Origin of the sequence: Streptomyces sp. KLMMK (assembly GCF_036961605.1) — a bacterium.
In the GTDB taxonomy this organism is placed as follows: Bacteria; Actinomycetota; Actinomycetes; order Streptomycetales; family Streptomycetaceae; genus Streptomyces; species Streptomyces telluris.
In genome coordinates this window covers 1-18,995 of record NZ_JBAMDC010000105.1, presented here as the reverse complement: position 1 = coordinate 18,995, position 18,995 = coordinate 1, and the positions used below count along the sequence as shown (strand labels likewise).

General features: G+C 72.7%; 17 protein-coding genes and 1 pseudogene. 10 read left to right on the top strand and 8 right to left on the bottom strand.

Annotation, left to right across the window (positions count from 1 at the left end):
- The 8 genes and pseudogenes from V7793_RS17560 to V7793_RS17525 form a co-directional block, all read left to right on the top strand.
- Positions 1–312: pseudogene (locus V7793_RS17560) on the top strand (ketosynthase chain-length factor); the annotation flags it as partial.
- Between the two features lie 58 nt (positions 313–370).
- Complete coding sequence (locus V7793_RS17555) at positions 371–634, top strand: acyl carrier protein (RefSeq protein ID WP_058047372.1); 264 nt, start codon at positions 371–373, stop codon at positions 632–634.
- Positions 635–735: 101 nt separating this feature from the next.
- Complete coding sequence (locus V7793_RS17550; RefSeq protein WP_336007552.1) at positions 736–1,698, top strand: aromatase/cyclase; 963 nt, start codon at positions 736–738, stop codon at positions 1,696–1,698.
- Between the two features lie 62 nt (positions 1,699–1,760).
- The gene (locus tag V7793_RS17545; protein WP_168092916.1) at positions 1,761–2,189 is read left to right on the top strand and encodes a nuclear transport factor 2 family protein; all 429 of its coding nucleotides are present in this window, start codon (positions 1,761–1,763) and stop codon (positions 2,187–2,189) included.
- Complete coding sequence (locus tag V7793_RS17540) at positions 2,173–3,945, top strand: acyl-CoA dehydrogenase family protein (RefSeq protein ID WP_336007549.1); 1,773 nt, start codon at positions 2,173–2,175, stop codon at positions 3,943–3,945. The genes V7793_RS17545 and V7793_RS17540 overlap by 17 nt, the downstream gene beginning before the upstream one ends.
- Positions 3,946–3,985: 40 nt before the next feature.
- A complete protein-coding gene (locus V7793_RS17535; protein ID WP_336007547.1) occupies positions 3,986–4,861 on the top strand; it encodes a 4'-phosphopantetheinyl transferase family protein in 876 nt (291 codons plus the stop codon).
- 36 nt (positions 4,862–4,897) lie between these two features.
- Positions 4,898–5,818, top strand: coding sequence for an MBL fold metallo-hydrolase (locus V7793_RS17530; RefSeq protein ID WP_336007546.1), 921 nt, complete (start codon positions 4,898–4,900; stop codon positions 5,816–5,818).
- A gap of 170 nt (positions 5,819–5,988) precedes the next feature.
- The gene (locus tag V7793_RS17525) at positions 5,989–6,792 is read left to right on the top strand and encodes an AfsR/SARP family transcriptional regulator (protein WP_336007545.1); all 804 of its coding nucleotides are present in this window, start codon (positions 5,989–5,991) and stop codon (positions 6,790–6,792) included.
- 110 nt (positions 6,793–6,902) lie between these two features.
- Here V7793_RS17525 and V7793_RS17520 read toward each other — a convergent pair whose 3' ends face one another.
- The 8 genes from V7793_RS17520 to V7793_RS17485 form a co-directional block, all read right to left on the bottom strand.
- Complete coding sequence (locus V7793_RS17520; RefSeq protein WP_336007543.1) at positions 6,903–8,042, bottom strand: hydrolase; 1,140 nt, start codon at positions 8,040–8,042, stop codon at positions 6,903–6,905.
- Between the two features lie 88 nt (positions 8,043–8,130).
- Positions 8,131–9,429: a lipopolysaccharide biosynthesis protein RfbH gene (gene rfbH / locus V7793_RS17515; RefSeq protein WP_336007541.1), complete on the bottom strand. Its 1,299-nt coding sequence runs from the start codon at positions 9,427–9,429 to the stop codon at positions 8,131–8,133.
- A complete protein-coding gene (locus V7793_RS17510) occupies positions 9,426–10,481 on the bottom strand; it encodes a Gfo/Idh/MocA family protein (protein WP_336007540.1) in 1,056 nt (351 codons plus the stop codon). The genes rfbH and V7793_RS17510 overlap by 4 nt, the downstream gene beginning before the upstream one ends.
- Positions 10,478–11,788, bottom strand: coding sequence for an NDP-hexose 2,3-dehydratase family protein (locus V7793_RS17505; protein WP_336007537.1), 1,311 nt, complete (start codon positions 11,786–11,788; stop codon positions 10,478–10,480). The genes V7793_RS17510 and V7793_RS17505 overlap by 4 nt, the downstream gene beginning before the upstream one ends.
- 92 nt (positions 11,789–11,880) lie before the next feature.
- Positions 11,881–13,146, bottom strand: a complete 1,266-nt coding sequence (locus tag V7793_RS17500) for a DUF6365 family protein (RefSeq protein WP_336007535.1) — start codon at positions 13,144–13,146, stop codon at positions 11,881–11,883.
- 17 nt (positions 13,147–13,163) lie between these two features.
- Positions 13,164–14,321: a DegT/DnrJ/EryC1/StrS family aminotransferase gene (locus tag V7793_RS17495; protein WP_336007534.1), complete on the bottom strand. Its 1,158-nt coding sequence runs from the start codon at positions 14,319–14,321 to the stop codon at positions 13,164–13,166.
- Between the two features lie 60 nt (positions 14,322–14,381).
- Positions 14,382–15,515: a nucleotide disphospho-sugar-binding domain-containing protein gene (locus V7793_RS17490; protein ID WP_168095351.1), complete on the bottom strand. Its 1,134-nt coding sequence runs from the start codon at positions 15,513–15,515 to the stop codon at positions 14,382–14,384.
- A 193-nt stretch (positions 15,516–15,708) separates the two neighbouring features.
- Entirely contained in the window at positions 15,709–16,563 is an 855-nt protein-coding gene (locus V7793_RS17485) for a methyltransferase domain-containing protein (RefSeq protein WP_336007531.1), read from the bottom strand.
- A 143-nt stretch (positions 16,564–16,706) separates the two neighbouring features.
- On the opposite strand from V7793_RS17485, the gene V7793_RS17480 reads away from it, so the two are divergent.
- Both V7793_RS17480 and rfbB read left to right on the top strand, forming a co-directional pair.
- The gene (locus V7793_RS17480; protein WP_336007529.1) at positions 16,707–17,786 is read left to right on the top strand and encodes a glucose-1-phosphate thymidylyltransferase; all 1,080 of its coding nucleotides are present in this window, start codon (positions 16,707–16,709) and stop codon (positions 17,784–17,786) included.
- On the top strand, positions 17,783–18,751 hold the full coding sequence (gene rfbB / locus V7793_RS17475) for a dTDP-glucose 4,6-dehydratase (RefSeq protein WP_058047358.1): 969 nt from the start codon (positions 17,783–17,785) through the stop codon (positions 18,749–18,751). Before V7793_RS17480 ends, rfbB begins: the two co-directional genes overlap by 4 nt.
- Positions 18,752–18,995: the final 244 nt, after the last annotated feature.

Here is an 18,995-nt window from a genome sequence, read left to right as displayed (position 1 = left end):
GTGCCCGGGCTGGACGCGGCGGAGGCCGCGGCCATCAGCGGCGTCTTCGGCGCCGGAGCGGTGCCCGTCACCGCCCCGAAGGCCCTCACCGGCCGGCTCTACTCCGGCGGCGGCCCGCTGGACGTCGCGACGGCGCTGCTGTCGATCCGCGACGGCGTCATCCCGCCGACCCCCACGGGCGCCCCGGTGCCCGAGGCCTACGGCCTCGACCTGGTCCGGGGCGGGCCCCGCGACCAGCAGGTCCGCACCGCCCTGGTGCTCGCCCGCGGCCGGCACGGCTTCAACTCGGCCGTCGTCGTCCGCGCCGCGTAGGCACGGGCGCCGGCTCCCCTCACCCCATCGGCCTTCTCTACCGCTTGGAGCAATTCCCATGGCCCACATGACCGTTGACGACGTCCGCCGCATCCTCGTCGAGTGCGCCGGCGTCGACGACAGCATCGACATCACCGGTGACATCTCCGACCGCCCCTTCGACGAGCTGGGCTACGACTCGCTCGCCCTGATGGAGAGCGCCGCCCAGATCAAGCAGGAGTTCGGCGTCGTCGTCCCGGACGACGAGCTCGTCGAGGTCGAGACGCCGCGCGCGCTCATCGACCTCGTCAACGGCCTGGTCACCGAGGCCGCCGCCGCCTGACGCGCCGCGCGCCGCACCGGGCGGTCCGCAGCACCCGGGTCCGGGCACGGGACACCCACGTGCCCGGGCCCGGCCCCGTACGCACCGAGGAGACGAACGACATGACGGAACCGCGCCGGCACCACACCGAGCACACCCTGGATGTTTCCGCGCCCCCGGAGGTGCTCTACGCCCTGGTCGCGGACGTCACGACCTGGCCCGCGATCTTCGGGCCGAGCGTCCACGTCCACCACCTGGAGCGCGGCGAGCGGGCGGAGCGCTTCGAGATCTGGGCCACGGTCAACGGCAAGGTCAGCACCTGGACCTCCCGGCGCACCCTCGACCCCGAGGCGCTGCGCGTGACCTTCCGCCAGGAGCGCAGCACGGCCCCCATCGCCTCCATGGGCGGCGAGTGGATCTTCGAGGCGCTGCCGGGCGGCGGCACCCGCGTGGTGCTGCTCCACGACTTCACGGCCGTCGGCGACGCCCCGGAGACGGTCGCGGCCGTCAACGCCGCGCTCGACCGCAACAGCCCCGAGGAGCTGGCGGCGCTGGCGCGGATCGCCGAGTACGGCGGCACCGCTTCCGACGTGGTGTTCTCCTTCACCGACACCGTGGAGCTGACGGGTTCGGCCGCCGACGCCTTCGACTTCGTCGACCGCGCCGGCCTGTGGGCGGAGCGGCTCCCGCACGTCCGGCAGGCCCGGCTGACCGAGGACGTCCCCGGCATCCAGGACCTGGAGATGGACACCGTCACCGCCGACGGCTCCGCCCACACCACGCACTCCACCCGTATCTGCCGCGGCCCGGAGTGGATCGCCTACAAGCAGCACGTCATGCCGAAGCTGCTGCTCGGCCACAGCGGCCTGTGGCACTTCGCGGACAAGCCCGGGGGCGGGGCCGTCGCCACCGCCCGGCACACGGTGGCGATCGACCCCGAGGCGGTCACCGAGGTCCTGGGCGCGGGTGCCACGCTCGCCGACGCCCGCGCGTACCTCCGCGAGGCCCTCGGCCGCAACAGCCTCGCCACCATGGCGCACGCCGCGACCTACGCCGAGCAGCGCGCCGCCGCACAGGCCGGCTGACCCCTTCTCTCCCCCCTTCCCCCTTCCCCTCCCCCTTCTTCCTTCGTTCCCGGAGAGGCACCATGACCGCCACCCAGTCCCTGACGGAGCTCCACTCCCAGGTCCAGCACTTCTACGCCCACCAGATGCACCACCTCGACGCGCGCCGCTTCGAGGAGTACGCGGCGACGTTCACCGAGGACGGCGTCTTCCAGCACTCGCCGGGCGCCGAGCCCGCCGTCGGCCGCCCCGGCATCGTCGAGGAGCTGGTGAACTTCCACAAGAAGTTCGACGGCGACCCGGTCACGCGCCGCCACTGGTTCAACCAGATCGCCCTGGACCCGCAGGACGACGGCACGGTCAAGTCGACGGTGTACGCCCTCGTGGTGACCGTCCGCCCCGGCGGCAAGCCCGAGATCAACCCGAGCTGCACCGTGCACGACACGCTGGTGGTGAACGGCGGCGAGGTGCAGCTGAAGTCCCGCCTGATCACCCATGACCAGGTCTTCTGACATCGGATCCCTGAGCGGGGCCGTCCCCGCCGCCGTCCCCGCCGCCGACCGGGTGGCCGCACTGGAGCGCCGCCTCGGCGACCCCCTCGACCCGGGCAACCCCCTCGGTCACGCCGCCGTGCTGGCCGCCGACCGCCGGGGCGAGCTGCCGCTGGGCGGCGAACCCCTGCTGGACGCCTTCGGCCTGCGCGAGGAGATCGTCCCGCAGCCCCTCGGCGGCCGGCTGACCGGCCTGGACACCGCGACGCAGCTGCTGCGCGCGGTGTTCCGGCGGGACTTCGCCCTCGGCCGCGGCCACGGCTCGGCCTCCCTGGTCTCCGCGGTGTTCGCCTGGTGCCACGGCACCCCGGAGCAGCAGGCCCGCACGGCCCGGCTGCTCCTGGACGGCGGGCGGCTGTCCGTCGCGTTCCAGAACATGTCCTACGGCAACGAGTTCAGCAGCGGCGACCTCACCCTGACCCCCGCACGGCAGGGCGGCGGGGTGCTGGACGGCCGCACCCCGCTGATCGCCAACGCCCCCCTGGCCGCAGGCTTCGTCCTGCTCGCCCGGCACGCGGACGGCGACGGCGCCCACTCGGCGCTGCTCCTGGACCGCGCCGACCTGCCGCCGGACGCCGTGCGGCTGCTGTCCCGGTACGACGCCACCGCGGTGCGCCGGCTGCCCGCGGGCTTCCTGGAGTTCGACCGGTGGCCCGTGCCGGCGGGCAGCACGCTCGGCGCGCCCGGCGACGGCACGGCGGTCGCGCTGCGGTCCCTCCAGGTCAGCAGACCGCTCGTGCCGTCGATGGCGGTCGGCTGCGCCGACACCGCCCTGCGCTCGGTGGTCGCGGCGGTGCTGGAGCGCGCACCCGGGGTGCGCCCGCTGACCTCGCGGTACGCGCGGCGCGCGATCACGTCCTCGTTCGCGGACGTGCTGGTGTGCGACTGCCTGCTGCTGGCCGCGATCCGCTCGCTGCACCTCCTGCCGGAGGAGTCCAGCGTCTGGACGGCCGCCGCCATGTGCCTGGTGGTGCGCATGCTGCAGCAGAGCACGGGCGACCTCGCGGCCGTGCTGGGGCCGCGCGCCCTGCAGGAGGAAGGCGGCTTCGGTACGTTCCGCAAACACCTGCGCGACCTGTCCGAGATCCCGCCGGGTCCGATCGGCGCCGCCGCGGCTCTGGCCACCCTGGTCCCCCAACTCCCCTTCCTCGCCCGGACCTCGTGGACCGCGGCCACGCCACCGCCCGGCCTGTTCTCGGCCTCGGCACCTCTGCCCCCGCTCGACCCCGGACGGCTCGACCTCGCCGCCGGCGCGGACACGCTGATGGCCGTGCTGCCGCACGCCGAAGAGACCCTGGACGCCCTCCCCGTCACCGGCCCGGACGGGGAGGTGCTGCACTCGCAGGTGCGGGCGCTGGCCGCGGAGCTGCGGGCGCTCGGCCAGGAGTGCCGCGCGCTGCCCGAGCAGGACCTCGCCGCCCTGGCCACCCCGCACGGCTACGCCCTCGCCGAGCGCTACACCCTGCTCGCGGCGGCGGCGGCCTGCCTGGGCGTGTGGCTGCACGGCGACCGGGAGCGGGAGGCGGGCTTCCTGTCCGACCCCGCCTGGCTGATCGCCGCGCTCGGCAGGGTCCAGTTCCGTCTCGGCCTGCCGGAGCCCGCCGCCGACGACCGGCGCGGCGAGGCGCTGCTCGCGGCGGTGGTGGAGCGCTGCGCACAGGGCCGCAGCCTCGACCTGTACGACGTGCTGCTGGGCGGCGCGCCGACCGCTGCATAGCGCCCGCCGCGTAACGGGCAGTCGCATAAAGGGAGATGACATGGCCACATCCGGTCGCCGCGGGCTGGCCGGTCCGGCGCCCGTCCGGGTGACGGCCCCGGACGGCCCGTGGACCGCCACGGACACCGCCATGGAGGAGCGGGGCTTCGCGCTCCTCTACGGGCTGATGGCCGACTGGGGCGACCACGGCCTGCCGGACGACGAGCTCGGCAGGCTGCTCGGGCAGGAGGCCGGGCGCCACGCCGGCATCCGCCAGGAACAGACCCGGCGGCGCTTCGCCGCCTCCCGGCTCCTGCTGAAGTACGCGGCGGGCGCCGTCCTGGACGCCGACCCGGGCGAACTGGAGCTGGCCCGCAACCCCAACGGCAGGCCCTACCTGCGCGGTTGCGGGCAACTGGAGGTGAGCCTGAGCCACACGGGGGACATCCTCGCGGTGGGTCTCAGCCACGTCGGCCCGATCGGGGTCGACGTGGAGTCCTCGGCACGCTCCATCTACGGCACGGGCCTGGCCGAGGAGTCCTTCACCGCCTACGAGCGGGCCGCGCTGGGCTGGCTGCCGGAGCGGGACCGCAACGCGTCCATGATCCGCCTGTGGACGCTCAAGGAGGCGTACAGCAAGGCCCTGGGCCTGGGCCTGCGACTGCCCTTCACCTCCTTCGGCTTCACGATCCCGGCCGCGTCGGGCGCCACGGCCCGCCTGCTGCGCTCGGACGGCTCACCGGCCGACGACGGCGACTGGCACCTGGAGTCCCACACGCTGGACGCGGGCTACACGGTCAGCGCGGCGGTGGCCCCGGCGGTCTTCGGCACGACGAGAAGACCGACGGCGGGAACGGTCCTGGACGCGGGGCTGGCGGCAGCAGTGCTGGCGGCCCGTCCCCCTCGACCCGCACTCGATCCCCGCTCGCCACAGTGATCGGGTCCACCCCCGACCACCCACGGAGCGCACCCCGTGAACACCCGGAACACCCACGACACCCCCCGACTCCAAGAGGTCGCGGAGAACGTCCACGCCTACATCCAGCCCGACGGCGGCTGGTGCCTGAACAACGCCGGCCTCATCGTCGCCGGCAACCGCTCCGCCCTGGTCGACACGGCCGCCACGGAGGCGCGGGCACGCGCCCTGAAGGAGGCCGTCACGCCGCTCACGGCGCGGCCCCCGCAGTTCGTCGTCAACACCCACTCCCACGGTGACCACACCTTCGGCAACTACCTGTTCGCCGACGACGCGGTGGTCGTCTCCCACGAGCGCACCCGCACCGAGATGGCGGACATCGGCCTGCACCTGACGGGCCTGTGGCCCGAGGTGTGCTGGGGGGACGTCTCCGTCGAGCTGCCCACCCTCACCTTCCGCGACCGGCTGACCCTGCACATCGGGGACGTCACGGCCGAGCTGCTGCACCCGGGCACCGGGCACACCACCAACGACACGGTCGTCTGGCTGCCCGAGCAGCGGGTCCTGTTCACCGGCGACCTGGTGATGTCGGGGGCCACTCCGTTCTGCCTGATGGGCTCGGTCTCCGGCTCCCTGGCCGTGACCGAGCAGCTGCGCGCGCTCGACCCGGTGACGGTCGTCGCGGGCCACGGCCCCGTGGGCGGACCGGAGTTGCTGGACGCCACGGAGGGGTACCTGCGGCGCGTCCAGGAGATCGCGCGGGCCGGCCTCGCGGCGGGGATCGGCCCGCTGGAGGCCGCGCGCGAAGCGGACCTCGGGGAGTACGCCGAACTGCTCGACTCCGAGCGCCTGGTGCCCAATCTGCACCGCGCCTACGCGGAGGAGAAGGGGGCTCCTCCCGGCCGTCCGCTGGACATCGGCCTGCTCTTCTCGGAGATGATCGAGTACCACGGCGGGCTGCCCGCGTGCCACGCATGACACACGTATGAAGCGCACGTGACGGGCCTCGCAAGAAAGAAAACCTACCGGTCGGTAGCCTGACACTCTCATCAAACCGAGGTGGGGGTTTTGTGCGGCCGACACCTACGTTGTCAGCACTTGCTCAACGCGGCACAGGGATCTTTGCACCCGGTACAGGAGTGTGTGCAGTGCGATTCAACCTCATCGGCCCGTTCGAGATCGTCACCGGAGACGGACGACCACCACACCTGCCCAGCACGCCGAAGGTGTGCCAGACCCTGGCCCTGCTCCTGACCCGGCCCAACGAGATCGTCACCTCGGAGTCGCTGATCCAGGAGCTCTGGGGCGAGGCCCCGCCGCGCAGCGCCTTGACCACGTTGCAGACGTACATCTACCACGCGCGCAAGATGTTCATAGCCGAGCGGCTGGTGCCCGCCGAGCGGGCCCTGCTGATCACCCAGCCGCCCGGCTACCTCATCCGCGTGGAGGACCACGAGGTCGACATCAAGATCTTCGAACGCCTCGTGCTGCAGGGGAAGACGGCGCTGGAGAACGGCCGGCCCGAGGCCGCCGTCCAGCGCCTGGAGCAGGCGCTGGCCCTCTGGCGGGGTCCCGCGCTCTCCAACATCCCCGCGGGCGACGTCCTCACCGGCCGCATCGTGCACCTCAACGAGCTGCGCATCCGGGCCCTGGAGCTGCGCATCGAGGCGGAGCTCCAGCTCGGCCGGCAGCGCGAGTCCATCCCCCTGCTGCGCGCCCTGGTCAACGACTACCCGCTCAACGAGTGGTTCCACGGCCAGCTGATCTCCGCCCTCAACCACTCCGGCCGGCGCGCCGAGGCCCTGCAGGCGTACCAGAGCCTGCGCCGGATCCTCAACGACGAGCTGGGCCTCGAGCCCTCCCCGGAGCTGCAGCGGCTGCAGCTGGACGTGCTCAACCCCTCGGAGACGGTGCCCGCGCAGCGCCGCCCCCTGGTGTCCGCCGGCCTCTGACCCCGGTCACCCGCACACGAAGCGCCGGACGGACCCTCGACGGGTCCGTCCGGCGCTTTCCGTGACGTGACCGGCAGGCCGGTCAGGGGAGTTGCTCCGGCGGAAGCCGCTCAGGCGGAGGCGTTCAGCAGCCGGGCGTACGCGCCTGCCGCCGTCGGGAACTGCAGACCGCTGTGGCCCGCACCGCAGTTCACGTCCCGCCAGCGCCGCTGGAGCTCCTCGCCCTCGGCCTGCGCACGGGTGCCGGCCGAGCGCAGCAGGCGGTCGGAGACCGTCGCGAGCATCTCCGCGGCGAGCGCGCAGTCCCGGCCGTTGCGGGCGGTGCCGAGTGCGTCGACGGCACCGGAGTCGGTGGTGCGGGCGACGCGCTCCAGCAGCAGCCCGGCCGCGTCGGTCTCGCCCTCGGCACGGGCCAGGAGCTGTTCGAAGGTGCCGTGGTCGGAGCCGCCGGAGATGGCGCCCGCGGGGGCCGCCAGCTTGGCGGCGACGAGCTCGCGCCAGCGGCGCAGCGCGCCCCGGGTCGCGCCGAGCAGGGGCCCGGCGAGGGTGACACCGTTGGCGGCCTTCATCGGCACCCGGTGGCAGGCCGCCTCCGCCTCGGGGGCGAGGCCGGCGAGCAGCACGTCGAGGGGGACGGTGAACGCGTCGGGCACCAGCACCTCGTCGAGCACGACGGTGTTGCTGCCGGTGCCGCGCATGCCGATGACCTGCCACGTCTCGCTGATCGCGTAGTCGGTGCGGGGCACGGCGAGGACGCGCACGCCGGTGCCCTCCTCACCGGTGCGGGCGGCGACGAGCGTCCAGTCGGAGAAGTCGACGGCGCTGACGTAGTTCCACGAGCCGGTGACACGCCAGCCGCCGGGTGCGCGCTCGGCCGTGCCCGAGGGCATGAGCCCGGCGACGACGACGGTCTGCGGCCCCTTGGCCCAGACGCCCTCGCGGCCCTCCTGCGGCAGGTAGGCGGTGAGCCGTCCGGCGCTGGCGATCACGGAGGCGAACCAGGCGGCCGAGGCGCAGCCCTCGCCGAGCGCCGCGGAGGCGTCGAGGAGCTCCGCGAAGGTCCCGGCCGCACCGCCGAGCGCCGCCGGGGCGAAGTGGCTGGAGAACCCGGCGGCCACGATCGCCTCCACGACGGGCGGGGAGAGACGGCGGTCCGCCTCCGCGTCCGCGGCGTGCGCGGCGGCGAGCGGGGCGGCCGCGGCGGCGGCCTCCAGCAGGGTGGGTACGGCTGCGGCTGCGTCCCTGGTCATCGTGAGGGCTCCTGTGGTGTGCGGTGGTGCGGTGGGTGGCGGTGCGGGCGCGCCGGGAGGGGCCGGAGCGCGTCAGGAGGTGCGGGCGTCAGGAGTTCTTCGCGGCGAAGTCCCGGATGGACTCGGCCGAGTAGTCGATCATCTCGGGGGTGAGGCCGGGGTAGACGCCGATCCAGAAGGTGTGCTCGGCGACGAGGTCGCTGTTGGCGAGCGAGCCGCTGATCCGGCGCGGGCGGTCCAGGTAGGCCGGGTGGCGGGTGAGGTTGCCGGCGAAGAAGCGGCGGGTGCCGATCTTCCGGCCCTCCAGGAACGCCACGAGGTCCTTGCGGGTGTAGCGGGCCTCGGGGCGCACGGTGATGGCGAAGCCGAACCAGCTGGGGTCGCTGTCGGGCGTGGCCTCCGGCAGGAGCAGCCCCGGCACCCCGTCCAGGCCCTCGCGCAGCCGCTTCCAGTTGGCGCGCCGGGCCTCGCCGAACGCATCGATCTTGGAGAGCTGGCTGAGGCCGAGGGCGGCCTGGAGGTCGGTCGCCTTCAGGTTGTAACCCACGTGGGAGAAGATGTACTTGTGGTCGTAGCCGTGCGGCAGGTCGCCCATCTGGTAGTCGAACCGCTTGAAGCAGCGGTTGTCCTCGCCCGGCTCGCACCAGCAGTCCCGGCCCCAGTCGCGCATGGACTCGACGATGCGCGCGAGCGCGAGGTTGTCGGTCAGCACGCAGCCGCCCTCGCCCATCGCGAGGTGGTGCGCGGGGTAGAAGCTGGTGGTGGCGATGTCGCCGAAGGTGCCGGTGGGCTTGCCGCGGTAGAGCGAGCCGACGGCGTCGCAGTTGTCCTCGATGAGGAAGAGGTCGTGCTCCTCGGCGAGCTTCGCGACCTCCTCGACGGCGAAGGGGTTGCCCAGCGAGTGCGCGATCATGATCGCCTTGGTGCGCGGGCCGATGGCCTCGGCGATGCGCTCCGGCGTCGTGTTGTACGTGCCGAGCTCGACGTCGATGAAGACGGGCACCAGGCCGTTCTGGATGATCGGGTTGACGGTGGTCGGGAAGCCCGCCGCCACGGTGATCACCTCGTCGCCGGGCTGCAGCCGCCGGTCCTCCAGCTGCGGGGAGGTGAAGGCCGACAGCGCGAGCAGGTTGGCCGAGGAGCCCGAGTTGGTCAGGTGGGCCTTGCGCAGCTTGAAATACTTGGCGAACTGGCGCTCGAAGCGGCGGGAGCTCACGCCGGCGGCGATGCGCATGTCCAGCGCGGCCTCGACCAGCGCCACCCGGTCGTCGGCGTCGAAGACCGCACCGGCCGGCCACACGCCGGTCTCCCCGGGGACGAACTCCTTCTCGTCGCTGCCGTGGTACTCACGGACCTGCTCCAGAATGCGGGCCTTGGCCTCGTTCATATCTCTTCGCCTCCTACGGCGTACTCAGCGAGTCGTCGGGCGGTGCCGGCCCGGCCTCTGCGCGCGTGCCCTGCCCGGTGGACGTCGGCGACCAGCTCCGCGTGGCGGACGGTCGCCTCGCCGGTCGTCGTACCGGCGCCGGATCCGATGGTCGTCACCAACGCTCGGACGGCGGCCGTGACCTGGTCGAACGGCTCCAGCTCCAGCTCCTCGACGCCGCCGCGCCGCTCGATCACGACCACCGGGCGGTGGTCGGCCGGGGGCGTGAAGGCGTGGTCGAGGCGGAGCCGGCCCCCGCTGCCGAGCACTTCGTAACGTGACGTGTAGTGGTGTTCCATGCCGAACGTGAGGTGCGCGGTCACCCCGTCGTGCCGCCGCAGCAGCACACTGCCCGCGACGTCCACGCCCCGCTCCGGGTCGGTGCGCAGGTCCGCGCCGACCACCTCCAGGCCGGGCCCGAGCAGCAGCTGGGCGGCCCGCAGCGGGTAGACGCCGACATCGAAGAGCGCGCCGCCGCCGAGGTCCGCCCGGTAGCGGATGTCACCGTCGGGCCGCGGCGGGATGGCGAACGCGGCGTGGACGGTGCGGACGTCGCCGATCGCGCCCTCGTCCAGCAGCCGCCGCACGTGCCGGTGCTGCGGGTGGTGGACGAACATGAAGTTCTCCATCAGCACCAGCCCGCGGGAGCGCGCGAGGTCCACGAGCCGTGCCGTCTCCGCGGCGTCCAGGGTCAGCGGCTTCTCGGCCAGGACGTGCTTCCCGGCGAGCAGCGCGCGCTCGGTCCACTCGGCGTGCAGCGCCGAGGGCAGCGGCACGTAGACGGCGTCGACGTCGTCCCGCTCCAGCAGCTCGGCGTAGCCGGCGGCGGCTTCGGCCCCGTACTGCTGCGCGACCTGCGCGGCCCGGGCGGTGTCGCGGGCCGCCACGGCCGTGAGCGCGATGCCCCCGGTCCGGGCCACGGCGGGCAGCACCCGGCGCAGGGCGATGTCGGCGCAGCCCAGGAGGCCGAGGCGCACCGTCCCGGCCGCGGTGCCCCGCTCGGCGGCGTTCACCGCAGGAACCGCAGGCAGGCCAGGAGGTTGCGGGCCTCGACGTTCACGTGGTGGGAGTGGCGGACCATCGCCCCGAGCTGATGGGGTGTCATCCAGATGTGGTCCGGGCCGACGTCGAGCGGGAAGTCGTCCGGCGCCTCGACCGCGAGGTAGCGGTTCTCCGCGTGGTAGAAGCGGCCGCCCTCCTCGGAATGGACGACGTCCAGCAGGACCCGCTCGGGGGCTGCCGAGAGCACCTCGTCCAGGAACCGCGGACGGCTCCCGGCGGGCAGGCCCTCGTAGTTGGCGGGCGCGCACTGCACGGTGGGGCCCATTTCGAGGACGTCGAAGCTGCCCGCCTCGGTGCGCGCGTTCACCAGCAGGTGGACGGTGCCCTCGATCCGCCGGGCGAGGAAGGCGATCACGCCCCGCCCGACCGGCGCGATCATGGGCTGCGACCAGCGGGCGACCTCGCGGCCCTGGGCCTCGACGTCCACGCCGATGACCTTGAAGAAGCGGCCGCTCTCGTGCACCACGGCCCCGTCGGACTCGGCCCAGCCGCCGACCTCCGCCAGCGGGATGCGGCGGCGGTCGAGCCGGTGCGAGGCCTTGGCCTCGGTGAACCAGCTGAGCAGCGCGGCCGTCCCGTGCAGGGCCCGGCCCTCGGCACCGGTGGTGCGGCCCTGGACGGCCCAGCCGTCGGGGAGGCCCGACAGCACGGTGCGGGTGTCCATGTTGACGAGGTTCTCGACGTTCAGCAGCTCGCCGATCTGGTCCAGCGTGAGCCAGCAGAAGCCGTCGCGGACGGGGACGTCCCCCTCCACCTCGATGATCATGTTGCGGTTGCGCTTGCCCAGGAACCACGACCCCTGCTCCGACTGCAGGGCGTCGAAGACCACCCGCCCGGAGCGCGGCGCCAGGAAGTGCTCCAGGTACGGGACGGCGTTCCCCTGGTGCACCCGGGTGAAGTTGCTCCGCGTCGCCTGCACGGTCGGGGAGAGCTGCAGGATGTTGATGTTCCCCGGCTCCATCTTCACCTGGAGCAGGAAGTGCGGGACGCCGGCGAACTCCTTCACCAGGATGCCCAGGATCCCGGACTCCGGCTGCACGATGATCGGCTGCGACCAGGCGGCGACCTCGCGGTTGTCGGTCTCCGCCGCGATGCCCTCGATGCTGAAGAACCGCCCGCTGCGGTGCCGGATGTCGCCGGTCCCCGGCTCGAACGACCAGCCGTCGAGGCCGCGCAGCGGGGCGGGCGTCACCCGGTGGTCCTGCGCCGCGCGCTGTTCGGCGAACCAGTCGTGGAATTCGCTTGTCTGCCGGAACACGGCAGCCCTCCTCATGATGTGCGGTTGCTTCAGCATTCGGCACCCGGTTAGAGCGCCGCTCGAAGGAGGCTCAGCGCCGCCGGGCCCACGCCTCAGAGCGTCAGGCCCACGCGCTGCGCCGCGGTGGCGAAGACCTCGGCGGTCTCCGGGAGCCGGTCGATCCCGTCCCGGTAGGCCGCGCGCGCCTCCGCCAGGCGGCCGCGGACCAGCGGGTCGTGGAGGATGCCCGTCAGGCCCTCGACGACGGCCCGCTCGTCGAACAGCTCGGTGCGTACGGCGGTGTCGGCGAACGGGTTGTCCACCAGCAGCGGCCCCATGACCTTGTTCCAGCCCAGGGGCCACATGTGGAACGCGGGGACGGCGCCGGGGAAGTCCGCGAGCCACGCCCGGACCGCGGGCGAGAGCCCGTCCGGCGCCCCGGCCCGCCCGCCGTCGCCCGCCGCCTCCCCCATGTCGTGGGTGTTGACGGCGAACAGCCCGGGCACGTCGGCGAGGACGGCCCGTTCGAGCGCGTAGGACGGCAGGAAGGCCGACATCACGGCGTCCGAGGCGCCGATCAGGGCGTGGTAGCGCTGCGCGGTGTACGAGGGCTCCACGTGGACGCGCTCGGGCGGCAGCCCCAGCCCGTCCAGGTACGGCCCGGCGACGACGAAGTGGGTGTCGTCCGGGAGCTGCCGCAGGTAGTGCCCGATCAGCCGCGGCACGCGGACCGCCAGCTCGCGCGTCCGAGGGCCGGCCCGCGTCTGCATCGTCTCCTGCCACGGCAGCGTCGGGAACATCAGCAGCCGCTCCGCCCCGCCGAGCCCCAGCGACCGGCGCACCTCGGCGCGCACCGCGTCCGTCGGCGGCGCGATGCCCCGGTTGGCGCGGTACGGCAGGCCCTGCCCGCCGGCCCGGGCCTCCGGGCGGCCCATCGGCACGGGGTGCAGGTGCACCGGCATGTCCAGGATGTTGCCGTCGGCGACGACGGTCTTCCCCAGCACCTCCAGCTCCCGCGTGATGTTCGTCAGGTCGTGCAGGTCGATGGGGATCACCGGCACGCCGAAGTCCTCGACGTACCAGGGGTCGGTCTCGTAGCTGACGAGGTGGGTCAGCCAGTGCGCCAGGTAGTCGCTGAGGACGATCGCGTCCGGCCGGAACTCCCGGACGACGCGCGCGACCTCCTCGCGGACCCGGCCGCCCATGGCGGGCGTGATCACGGTGTACGCGTATCCGGCGGTCTTGAGCTGGTCCTCGTTGTACTCGTCGATCACGAAGTGACTGACGACGCCGGCGTCCTCGAGCTGGTCCGCGAGGTCGAGCCCGATGGTCGTCTCGTGCAGCGTCTTGGCCAGCGGGGACATGAACAGCAGTCGCATGACGTGGTCTCCCCCGGTCAGCCCGCGGCCGGGGCCAGGTCCCGGGTGCGCGTCTCGATCGCCTTGCGCAGCTCGGCCACCACGGTGAGCACGTCCGCGTCGGCGAGCCCCGGGTGGATCGGCAGGCACAGCGTCTCGCCGGACGCCTGCTCGGTGCCCGGCAGATCGGCACCGGACTTGTAGGTGGGCACCTTGTGCAGCGGCGCGTAGCGGAAGGTCGTGTAGATGTCGGCGGCCAGCAGGTCGGAGGCGACCTGGTCGCGGATCCGCGCGTCCATCTGCACCCAGTAGAAGTAGTGCGAGGACTCGTGCCCGGCCGGCAGCGGCGGAGGCGTCCTCACGCCCTCGACGTCCGCGAGTTCGCGGTCGTACAGGGCGACGATCTCCTTGCGCCGGCCGGTGAACTCCGGGAGCCGTCCGAGCTGCACCAGGCCGATCGCGGCCGTCAGGTCGTTGCCGATCACGCGCCGGCCCACCTCGGGGACCTCCAGCTCCCACCAGCGGTGCGAGACCTTCGCGTAGGCGAGGCCGGTGGCCTGCACGAGCCCGTGGTACGCGAGCCGGCGGGCCCGCTGCGCGCGCTCGGCGTCCCGTACGTAGAGCATCCCGCCGTCGCCCGTGACCAGCACCTTCGCGGCGTCGAAGCTCCACATGGCCAGGTCGCCGAAGGAGCCGGCGGCGCGCCCGTCCACGCGGGAGTCCACCGAGCAGGCCGAGTCCTCGACCAGGGCGAGACCCCGCTCCCGGCAGCGCTCGGCGATCTCCACCACGTCGCCCGGGCAGCCGCCGTAGTGCAGCACCACGACCGCCTTGGTGCGCGGCGTGACCGCCGCCTCGATGTGCTCCCAGGTCGGGTTCATCGTCCGCGGGTCGACGTCGCAGAAGACCGGCGTCGCGCCGGTGGAGACGATGGCGTTGGCGGCGGCGAGGAAGCTCATGGACGGGATGACGACCTCGTCGCCCTCGGCCAGGTCGAGGACCTCGAGCGCCAGGAACAGCCCGGCCGTACCGGAGTTGACGAACAGGACGTGCTCCGGGGCGACCCCGAGGCGCTCGGCGAACGCCGCCTCGAAGGCCTTCGTGCGCGGCCCGTGCCCGAGCCACTTGCTGTCGAACACCTCGGCCACGGCGGCGAGTTCCGCGTCCCCGACCTGCGGCTGGAAGAGATTGATCATTTGGTAGTACCCCTGGGAGTCGGTGTGGCGCGGACGCGTGCGGAGGCGGGCGTACGGGTGTCAGGCCGCGGCGGCGAGCCGCTCGATCGCCCGCACCGCGTCGGCGGACGTGGGCAGCGCGGACACCTCGGCGGCCAGCTCCGCGGCCCGCTCGCGGTAGGAGGGGGTGGCCAGCATCTCGGCGCAGACGCGCGCGATGTTCTCGGCGCTGTCGTCGGCCGGGTCGATCATCGTCGCGGCCCCGTAGGCGCTGAGCCGGGTCGAGTAGTCGACGCAGTAGGGCAGGTAGGGCACCAGCACCTGGGGGACGCCGTACGAGAGGTACCCCATCGTCGTGTTGCCGCCCGCGTGGTGGACGACGAGGTCGCAGGTCGGGGCCACCAGGTGCAGCGGGATCCAGCCGGCCCGCACGTGGTCCGGCAGCGGCCGCAGCTTCTCCGCGACCGCCTCCGGCGTGGCGATGAGCAGCTCGACGTCCAGCTTGCCGACCTTGTCGACGAGGCCGCTGAGGATGTCGAAGTCGGACTCCGGGGTGACCCGGCTGCCGGCCGACACCAGCACCCGCGGCCGGTCGCCCTTGGTGTACATCCAGGGCTCGACCGGCATCTGGGTGGCGAAGGGCACGTAGCGCATCATCTGCGCGGGCAGCGCGTCGGAGGGCCGCAGACTGGGCGGGCAGATGTCGATGAACAGATCCGTGCGCGGCATCTCGTACATGCCGAGCCGCTCCAGCTCCGGGCCCAGCTCGGCGGCGGCCGCGAGGTCGATCGTGCGCGGCTCGCCCATGTCGATGGCCTGCTTCACGTACGGCACGCCCAGGTGCCCGGCGATCAGCGGCGCGGCGAAGGCGAGCGCCCCGCCCACGACGACGTCCGGGCGCCAGTCGGCCACCAGGGACAGCAGGCCGTCCAGGCAGGCGGCGGCGTAGCGGCCGAACGTGCGCCCGTTGAAGATGTAGCGCTCGTGAAGATCCTCGGGGATGGGCACGCGGATGCCGCGCCGGTCGACGAGGTGGTCCATCATCGGCACGTCGGAGACCGGGACGCCGGGGATCCCGGCGCCCGTGATGGTCGCCATCATGTTCTCGGGGGCGGCCATAAAGACCTCGTGCCCGGCGTTACGGGCGGCCTGGGCCAGCGGGACGATGCCGAAGATCACCCCGGAGGTGCCTCCCGCAACAAAGAGAATCTTCATGCGGTCATCGTTGGAACCGGGCCTCGAACCCTGCTCGACGGCGGCTCGACGGGCCGGTTCCGCCGGGGGCCGAGACCCGGGAGTCCAAGCCCAGGAGCCCAGGCCCAGGAGCCCAGGCCCGAGGGTCCAGGGCCCGGGGTCCGCAGTCCGGGCCCCGGCGGACGGCAGGGGCGGACGGCAGGGGCCCCGCGGCTCAGGCGAGCGGCTTGCGGACGGTGATCACCGAGTAGCCGAGCATGTCCCGCTCCAGCTTCGAGACCCGGTCGATCATCTCCTTGAACTCCTCGGCGAACTGCAGCCCGCCCTTCTCCACGACCTTGTCGTAGTTGTCCGCCACGAGCTGGTCGATCCGCGCCGCGGAGCGCCGCAGGTGCGCGGTCGCATCGAAGTTCCGCTCGACGGTCAGCCCCGCCGCGGTGATCATCTCGACGTACTGGTCCGCGGTCGGCAGCGAGCCCACCGTGAAGCCCTCCAGCAGGACCTTGCGCCACTCCTCGTCCAGCTCGGCCGACTCGACGTAGTCGGACAGCACGAACACCCCGCCGGGCTTGAGCACCCGCGCGATCTCGCGCAGCGCGGCGGGCCGGTCGCCGAGGTACATCAGCGACTCCATGGCCCAGGCCGCGTCGAACTCGCCGTCCGCGTAGGGAAGTTCCGACACATCCGCCAGCGCGAACCGCACCCGGTCCGCCAGGCCCGCCCCGGCCGCCGCCTCCGTGCCGGCCGCGACCTGCTCCGCGCTCACCGTGATGCCGGTGACCTCACCACCACTGGCCTCGGCCAGCCGCAGCGCCGGCCGGCCCTGACCGCAGCCGATGTCGAGGAGGTGCTGCCCGGGCCGCAGGGCGACCTGCTCGATGAGGACGTCCGTGAGCCGGTCCTTGGGGTCGATCTCGGGGGCCTCGTCGTCCCACCAGCCGATGTGCAGGTTCTGGCCCATGAAGATCTCCCAGAGCCAGCCCTTCTCGTCGTAGACCTCGCCGACCTCGTCCGGCGACAGGGCCTGCGCCTGCTGCTCCTGCGCCTGTGCCCGTGTCTGCTCCGTCATGGATCCTCAGCTCCTCGTCCTCAGCGACCGCGACGGGGAGAGAAGTTGTCAACATTAGTTCGACGGTGACTCGAATCGGAGTCGAGCGCGGTCGACCACGTTGTCCCCGATCCTGTCTCCTTGCGAGAATTTCTGGGGAACCCATGAAAGCACTGGTCCTGTCCGGTGGCGAAGGTACGCGGCTGCGTCCCTTCACCTACTCGATGGCGAAACAACTGGTCCCCGTGGCCAACAAGCCCGTCCTGGTGCACTGCCTGGAAAACCTGCGGGACATCGGCATCGAGGACGTGGGCGTCATCGTCGGCGGCCACGCGGCGCAGATCGAGGCCACGGTGGGAGACGGCTCTCGGCTCGGGCTGCGCCTCACCTACATCCGCCAGGAGGCCCCGCTCGGACTCGCGCACTGCGTGGCCCTCGCCGCCGACTTCCTCGGCGACGACGACTTCGTGATGTACCTGGGGGACAACGTCCTGGCCGACGGCATCGCCGAGGCCGCCGAGGCCTTCCACGAGCGCCGCCCCGACGCCCAGGTCCTGGTCACCAAGGTGGCGGACCCGCGCCAGTACGGCGTGGCCGAGGTCGACGCGGACTCCAAGGTGCTCGCCCTCGTGGAGAAGCCGAGCGCGCCGCGCAGCGACCTCGCCGTCATCGGCGTGTACTTCTTCACCGCCGCCGTGCACGAGGCGGTGCGCGCCATCGAGCCCAGCGCCCGCGGCGAACTGGAGATCACGGACGCCATCCAGCACCTGGTGGACGCGGGCCGGACGGTCACCGCCCGCGAGTACGAGGGCTACTGGAAGGACACCGGCAAGATCGACGACCTGCTGGAGTGCAACCGGGAGATCCTCGCCCGCACCGGCGGCACCGCCGCCGACCGCGAGGGCGCCGAGGTCGATGCGGAAAGCATTCTGCAGGGGCCCGTCGTCCTCGGACCGGGCGCCCGCGTCGTCCGGTCCAAGCTCACCGGCCCGCTCGTGATCGGCGCCGGAAGCGTCGTCACCGACAGCAACGTCGGCCCGTACACGGCCGTGGGGCGCGACTGCGTCCTGGAGGACTCCGGCGTCGAGGACTCCATCATCCTCGAGGGCGCCGCCATCAAGAACGTCCGCGACCTGCAGAGCTGCGTCATCGGCCGCTGGGCCGAGGTCCGGAAGCCCGTCACGGCGGCCTCGGGCAGCCGGCTGATCATCGGTGACCACACGCGCGCGGAGGTAATGGCATGAAGGTCCTCGTCACCGGCGGCGCCGGCTTCATCGGCTCGCACTACGTCCGCACCATGCTCTCCGGCGGCTACCGCGGCTACGAGGACGCGCACGTCACCGTCATCGACAAGCTCACCTACGCCGGCAACACGGACAACCTGCCGATGGACGACCCGCGGCTGACCTTCGTCCGCGGCGACGTCTGCAACCAGGACCTGCTGCGCCAGCTGCTCCCCGGCCACGACGCCGTCGTCCACTTCGCGGCCGAGTCCCACGTCGACCGCTCCGTCGACGGCGCGGTGGCCTTCGTCCACAGCAACGTCCTGGGCACCCAGAGCGTCCTCGACGCCTGTCTGTACACCGGTGTGGACAACGTGGTGCACGTGTCGACCGACGAGGTCTACGGGTCCATCGCCACCGGCACGTGGACCGAGGAGTCGCCGCTGCTCCCCAACTCCCCGTACTCCGCGTCGAAGGCCGGCAGCGACCTCCTCGCCCGCGCCTACCACCGCACCCACAAGCTCAACGTGCGCATCACCCGGTGCTCCAACAACTACGGCACCCACCAGCACGTCGAGAAGCTCATCCCGCAGTTCGTCACCCGCCTCCTGCAAGGACAGCAGGTGCCGCTCTACGGCGAGGGCACCAACATCCGCGAGTGGCTGCACGTCGACGACCACTGCCGGGCCATCCAGCTCGTCCTCACGGCCGGCCGCGCGGGCGAGACGTACAACATCGGCGGCGCCACCGCCCTGACCAACCGCGAGATGACCGAGCGGCTGCTCGACCTGACCGGCCACGACTGGTCGAAGGTGCAGCACGTCCCGGACCGCAAGGGCCACGACTTCCGCTACGCGATCAACGACGACAAGATCCGCGCCGAGCTCGGCTACGCGCCGCAGTGGACGCTCGACGAGGGCCTGAAGCGCGTCGTCGGCTGGTACGTGGACCACCCCGAGTGGTGGAAGCCGCTGCTCGATGACTGAGAACGGACGGCTTGGCGGAATCCGCGCCACCGCCTTCGAGTGCCGCTCGAGTGATCCTCGAGCGGCATCTGAAGGAGTGGCAGGACGGCACTCACCCCTGCAGCAGCCACAACCCTGGAGCACGTCCTGATGTCCGTCATGGAGGGGCACACCGGCCCGTCGTCGCCGTCCGCAGAGCCCGGCCCGTAGGGCACACCGGGCCCGCCGGATGCACCGGGCACACCGGGGATACCGGGCACACCGG

Coding starts and splice junctions, on each gene's coding strand:
- V7793_RS17545 (WP_168092916.1), top strand. CDS start 1,761: ATGACCGCCACCCAGTCCCTGACGGAGCTCCACTCCCAGGTCCAGCAC.
- rfbB (WP_058047358.1), top strand. CDS start 17,783: ATGAAGGTCCTCGTCACCGGCGGCGCCGGCTTCATCGGCTCGCACTAC.
- V7793_RS17535 (WP_336007547.1), top strand. CDS start 3,986: ATGGCCACATCCGGTCGCCGCGGGCTGGCCGGTCCGGCGCCCGTCCGG.
- V7793_RS17540 (WP_336007549.1), top strand. CDS start 2,173: ATGACCAGGTCTTCTGACATCGGATCCCTGAGCGGGGCCGTCCCCGCC.
- V7793_RS17520 (WP_336007543.1), bottom strand. CDS start 8,042: ATGACCAGGGACGCAGCCGCAGCCGTACCCACCCTGCTGGAGGCCGCC.
- V7793_RS17550 (WP_336007552.1), top strand. CDS start 736: ATGACGGAACCGCGCCGGCACCACACCGAGCACACCCTGGATGTTTCC.
- V7793_RS17555 (WP_058047372.1), top strand. CDS start 371: ATGGCCCACATGACCGTTGACGACGTCCGCCGCATCCTCGTCGAGTGC.
- V7793_RS17480 (WP_336007529.1), top strand. CDS start 16,707: ATGAAAGCACTGGTCCTGTCCGGTGGCGAAGGTACGCGGCTGCGTCCC.
- V7793_RS17490 (WP_168095351.1), bottom strand. CDS start 15,515: ATGAAGATTCTCTTTGTTGCGGGAGGCACCTCCGGGGTGATCTTCGGC.
- V7793_RS17485 (WP_336007531.1), bottom strand. CDS start 16,563: ATGACGGAGCAGACACGGGCACAGGCGCAGGAGCAGCAGGCGCAGGCC.
- V7793_RS17495 (WP_336007534.1), bottom strand. CDS start 14,321: ATGATCAATCTCTTCCAGCCGCAGGTCGGGGACGCGGAACTCGCCGCC.
- rfbH (WP_336007541.1), bottom strand. CDS start 9,429: ATGAACGAGGCCAAGGCCCGCATTCTGGAGCAGGTCCGTGAGTACCAC.
- V7793_RS17500 (WP_336007535.1), bottom strand. CDS start 13,146: ATGCGACTGCTGTTCATGTCCCCGCTGGCCAAGACGCTGCACGAGACG.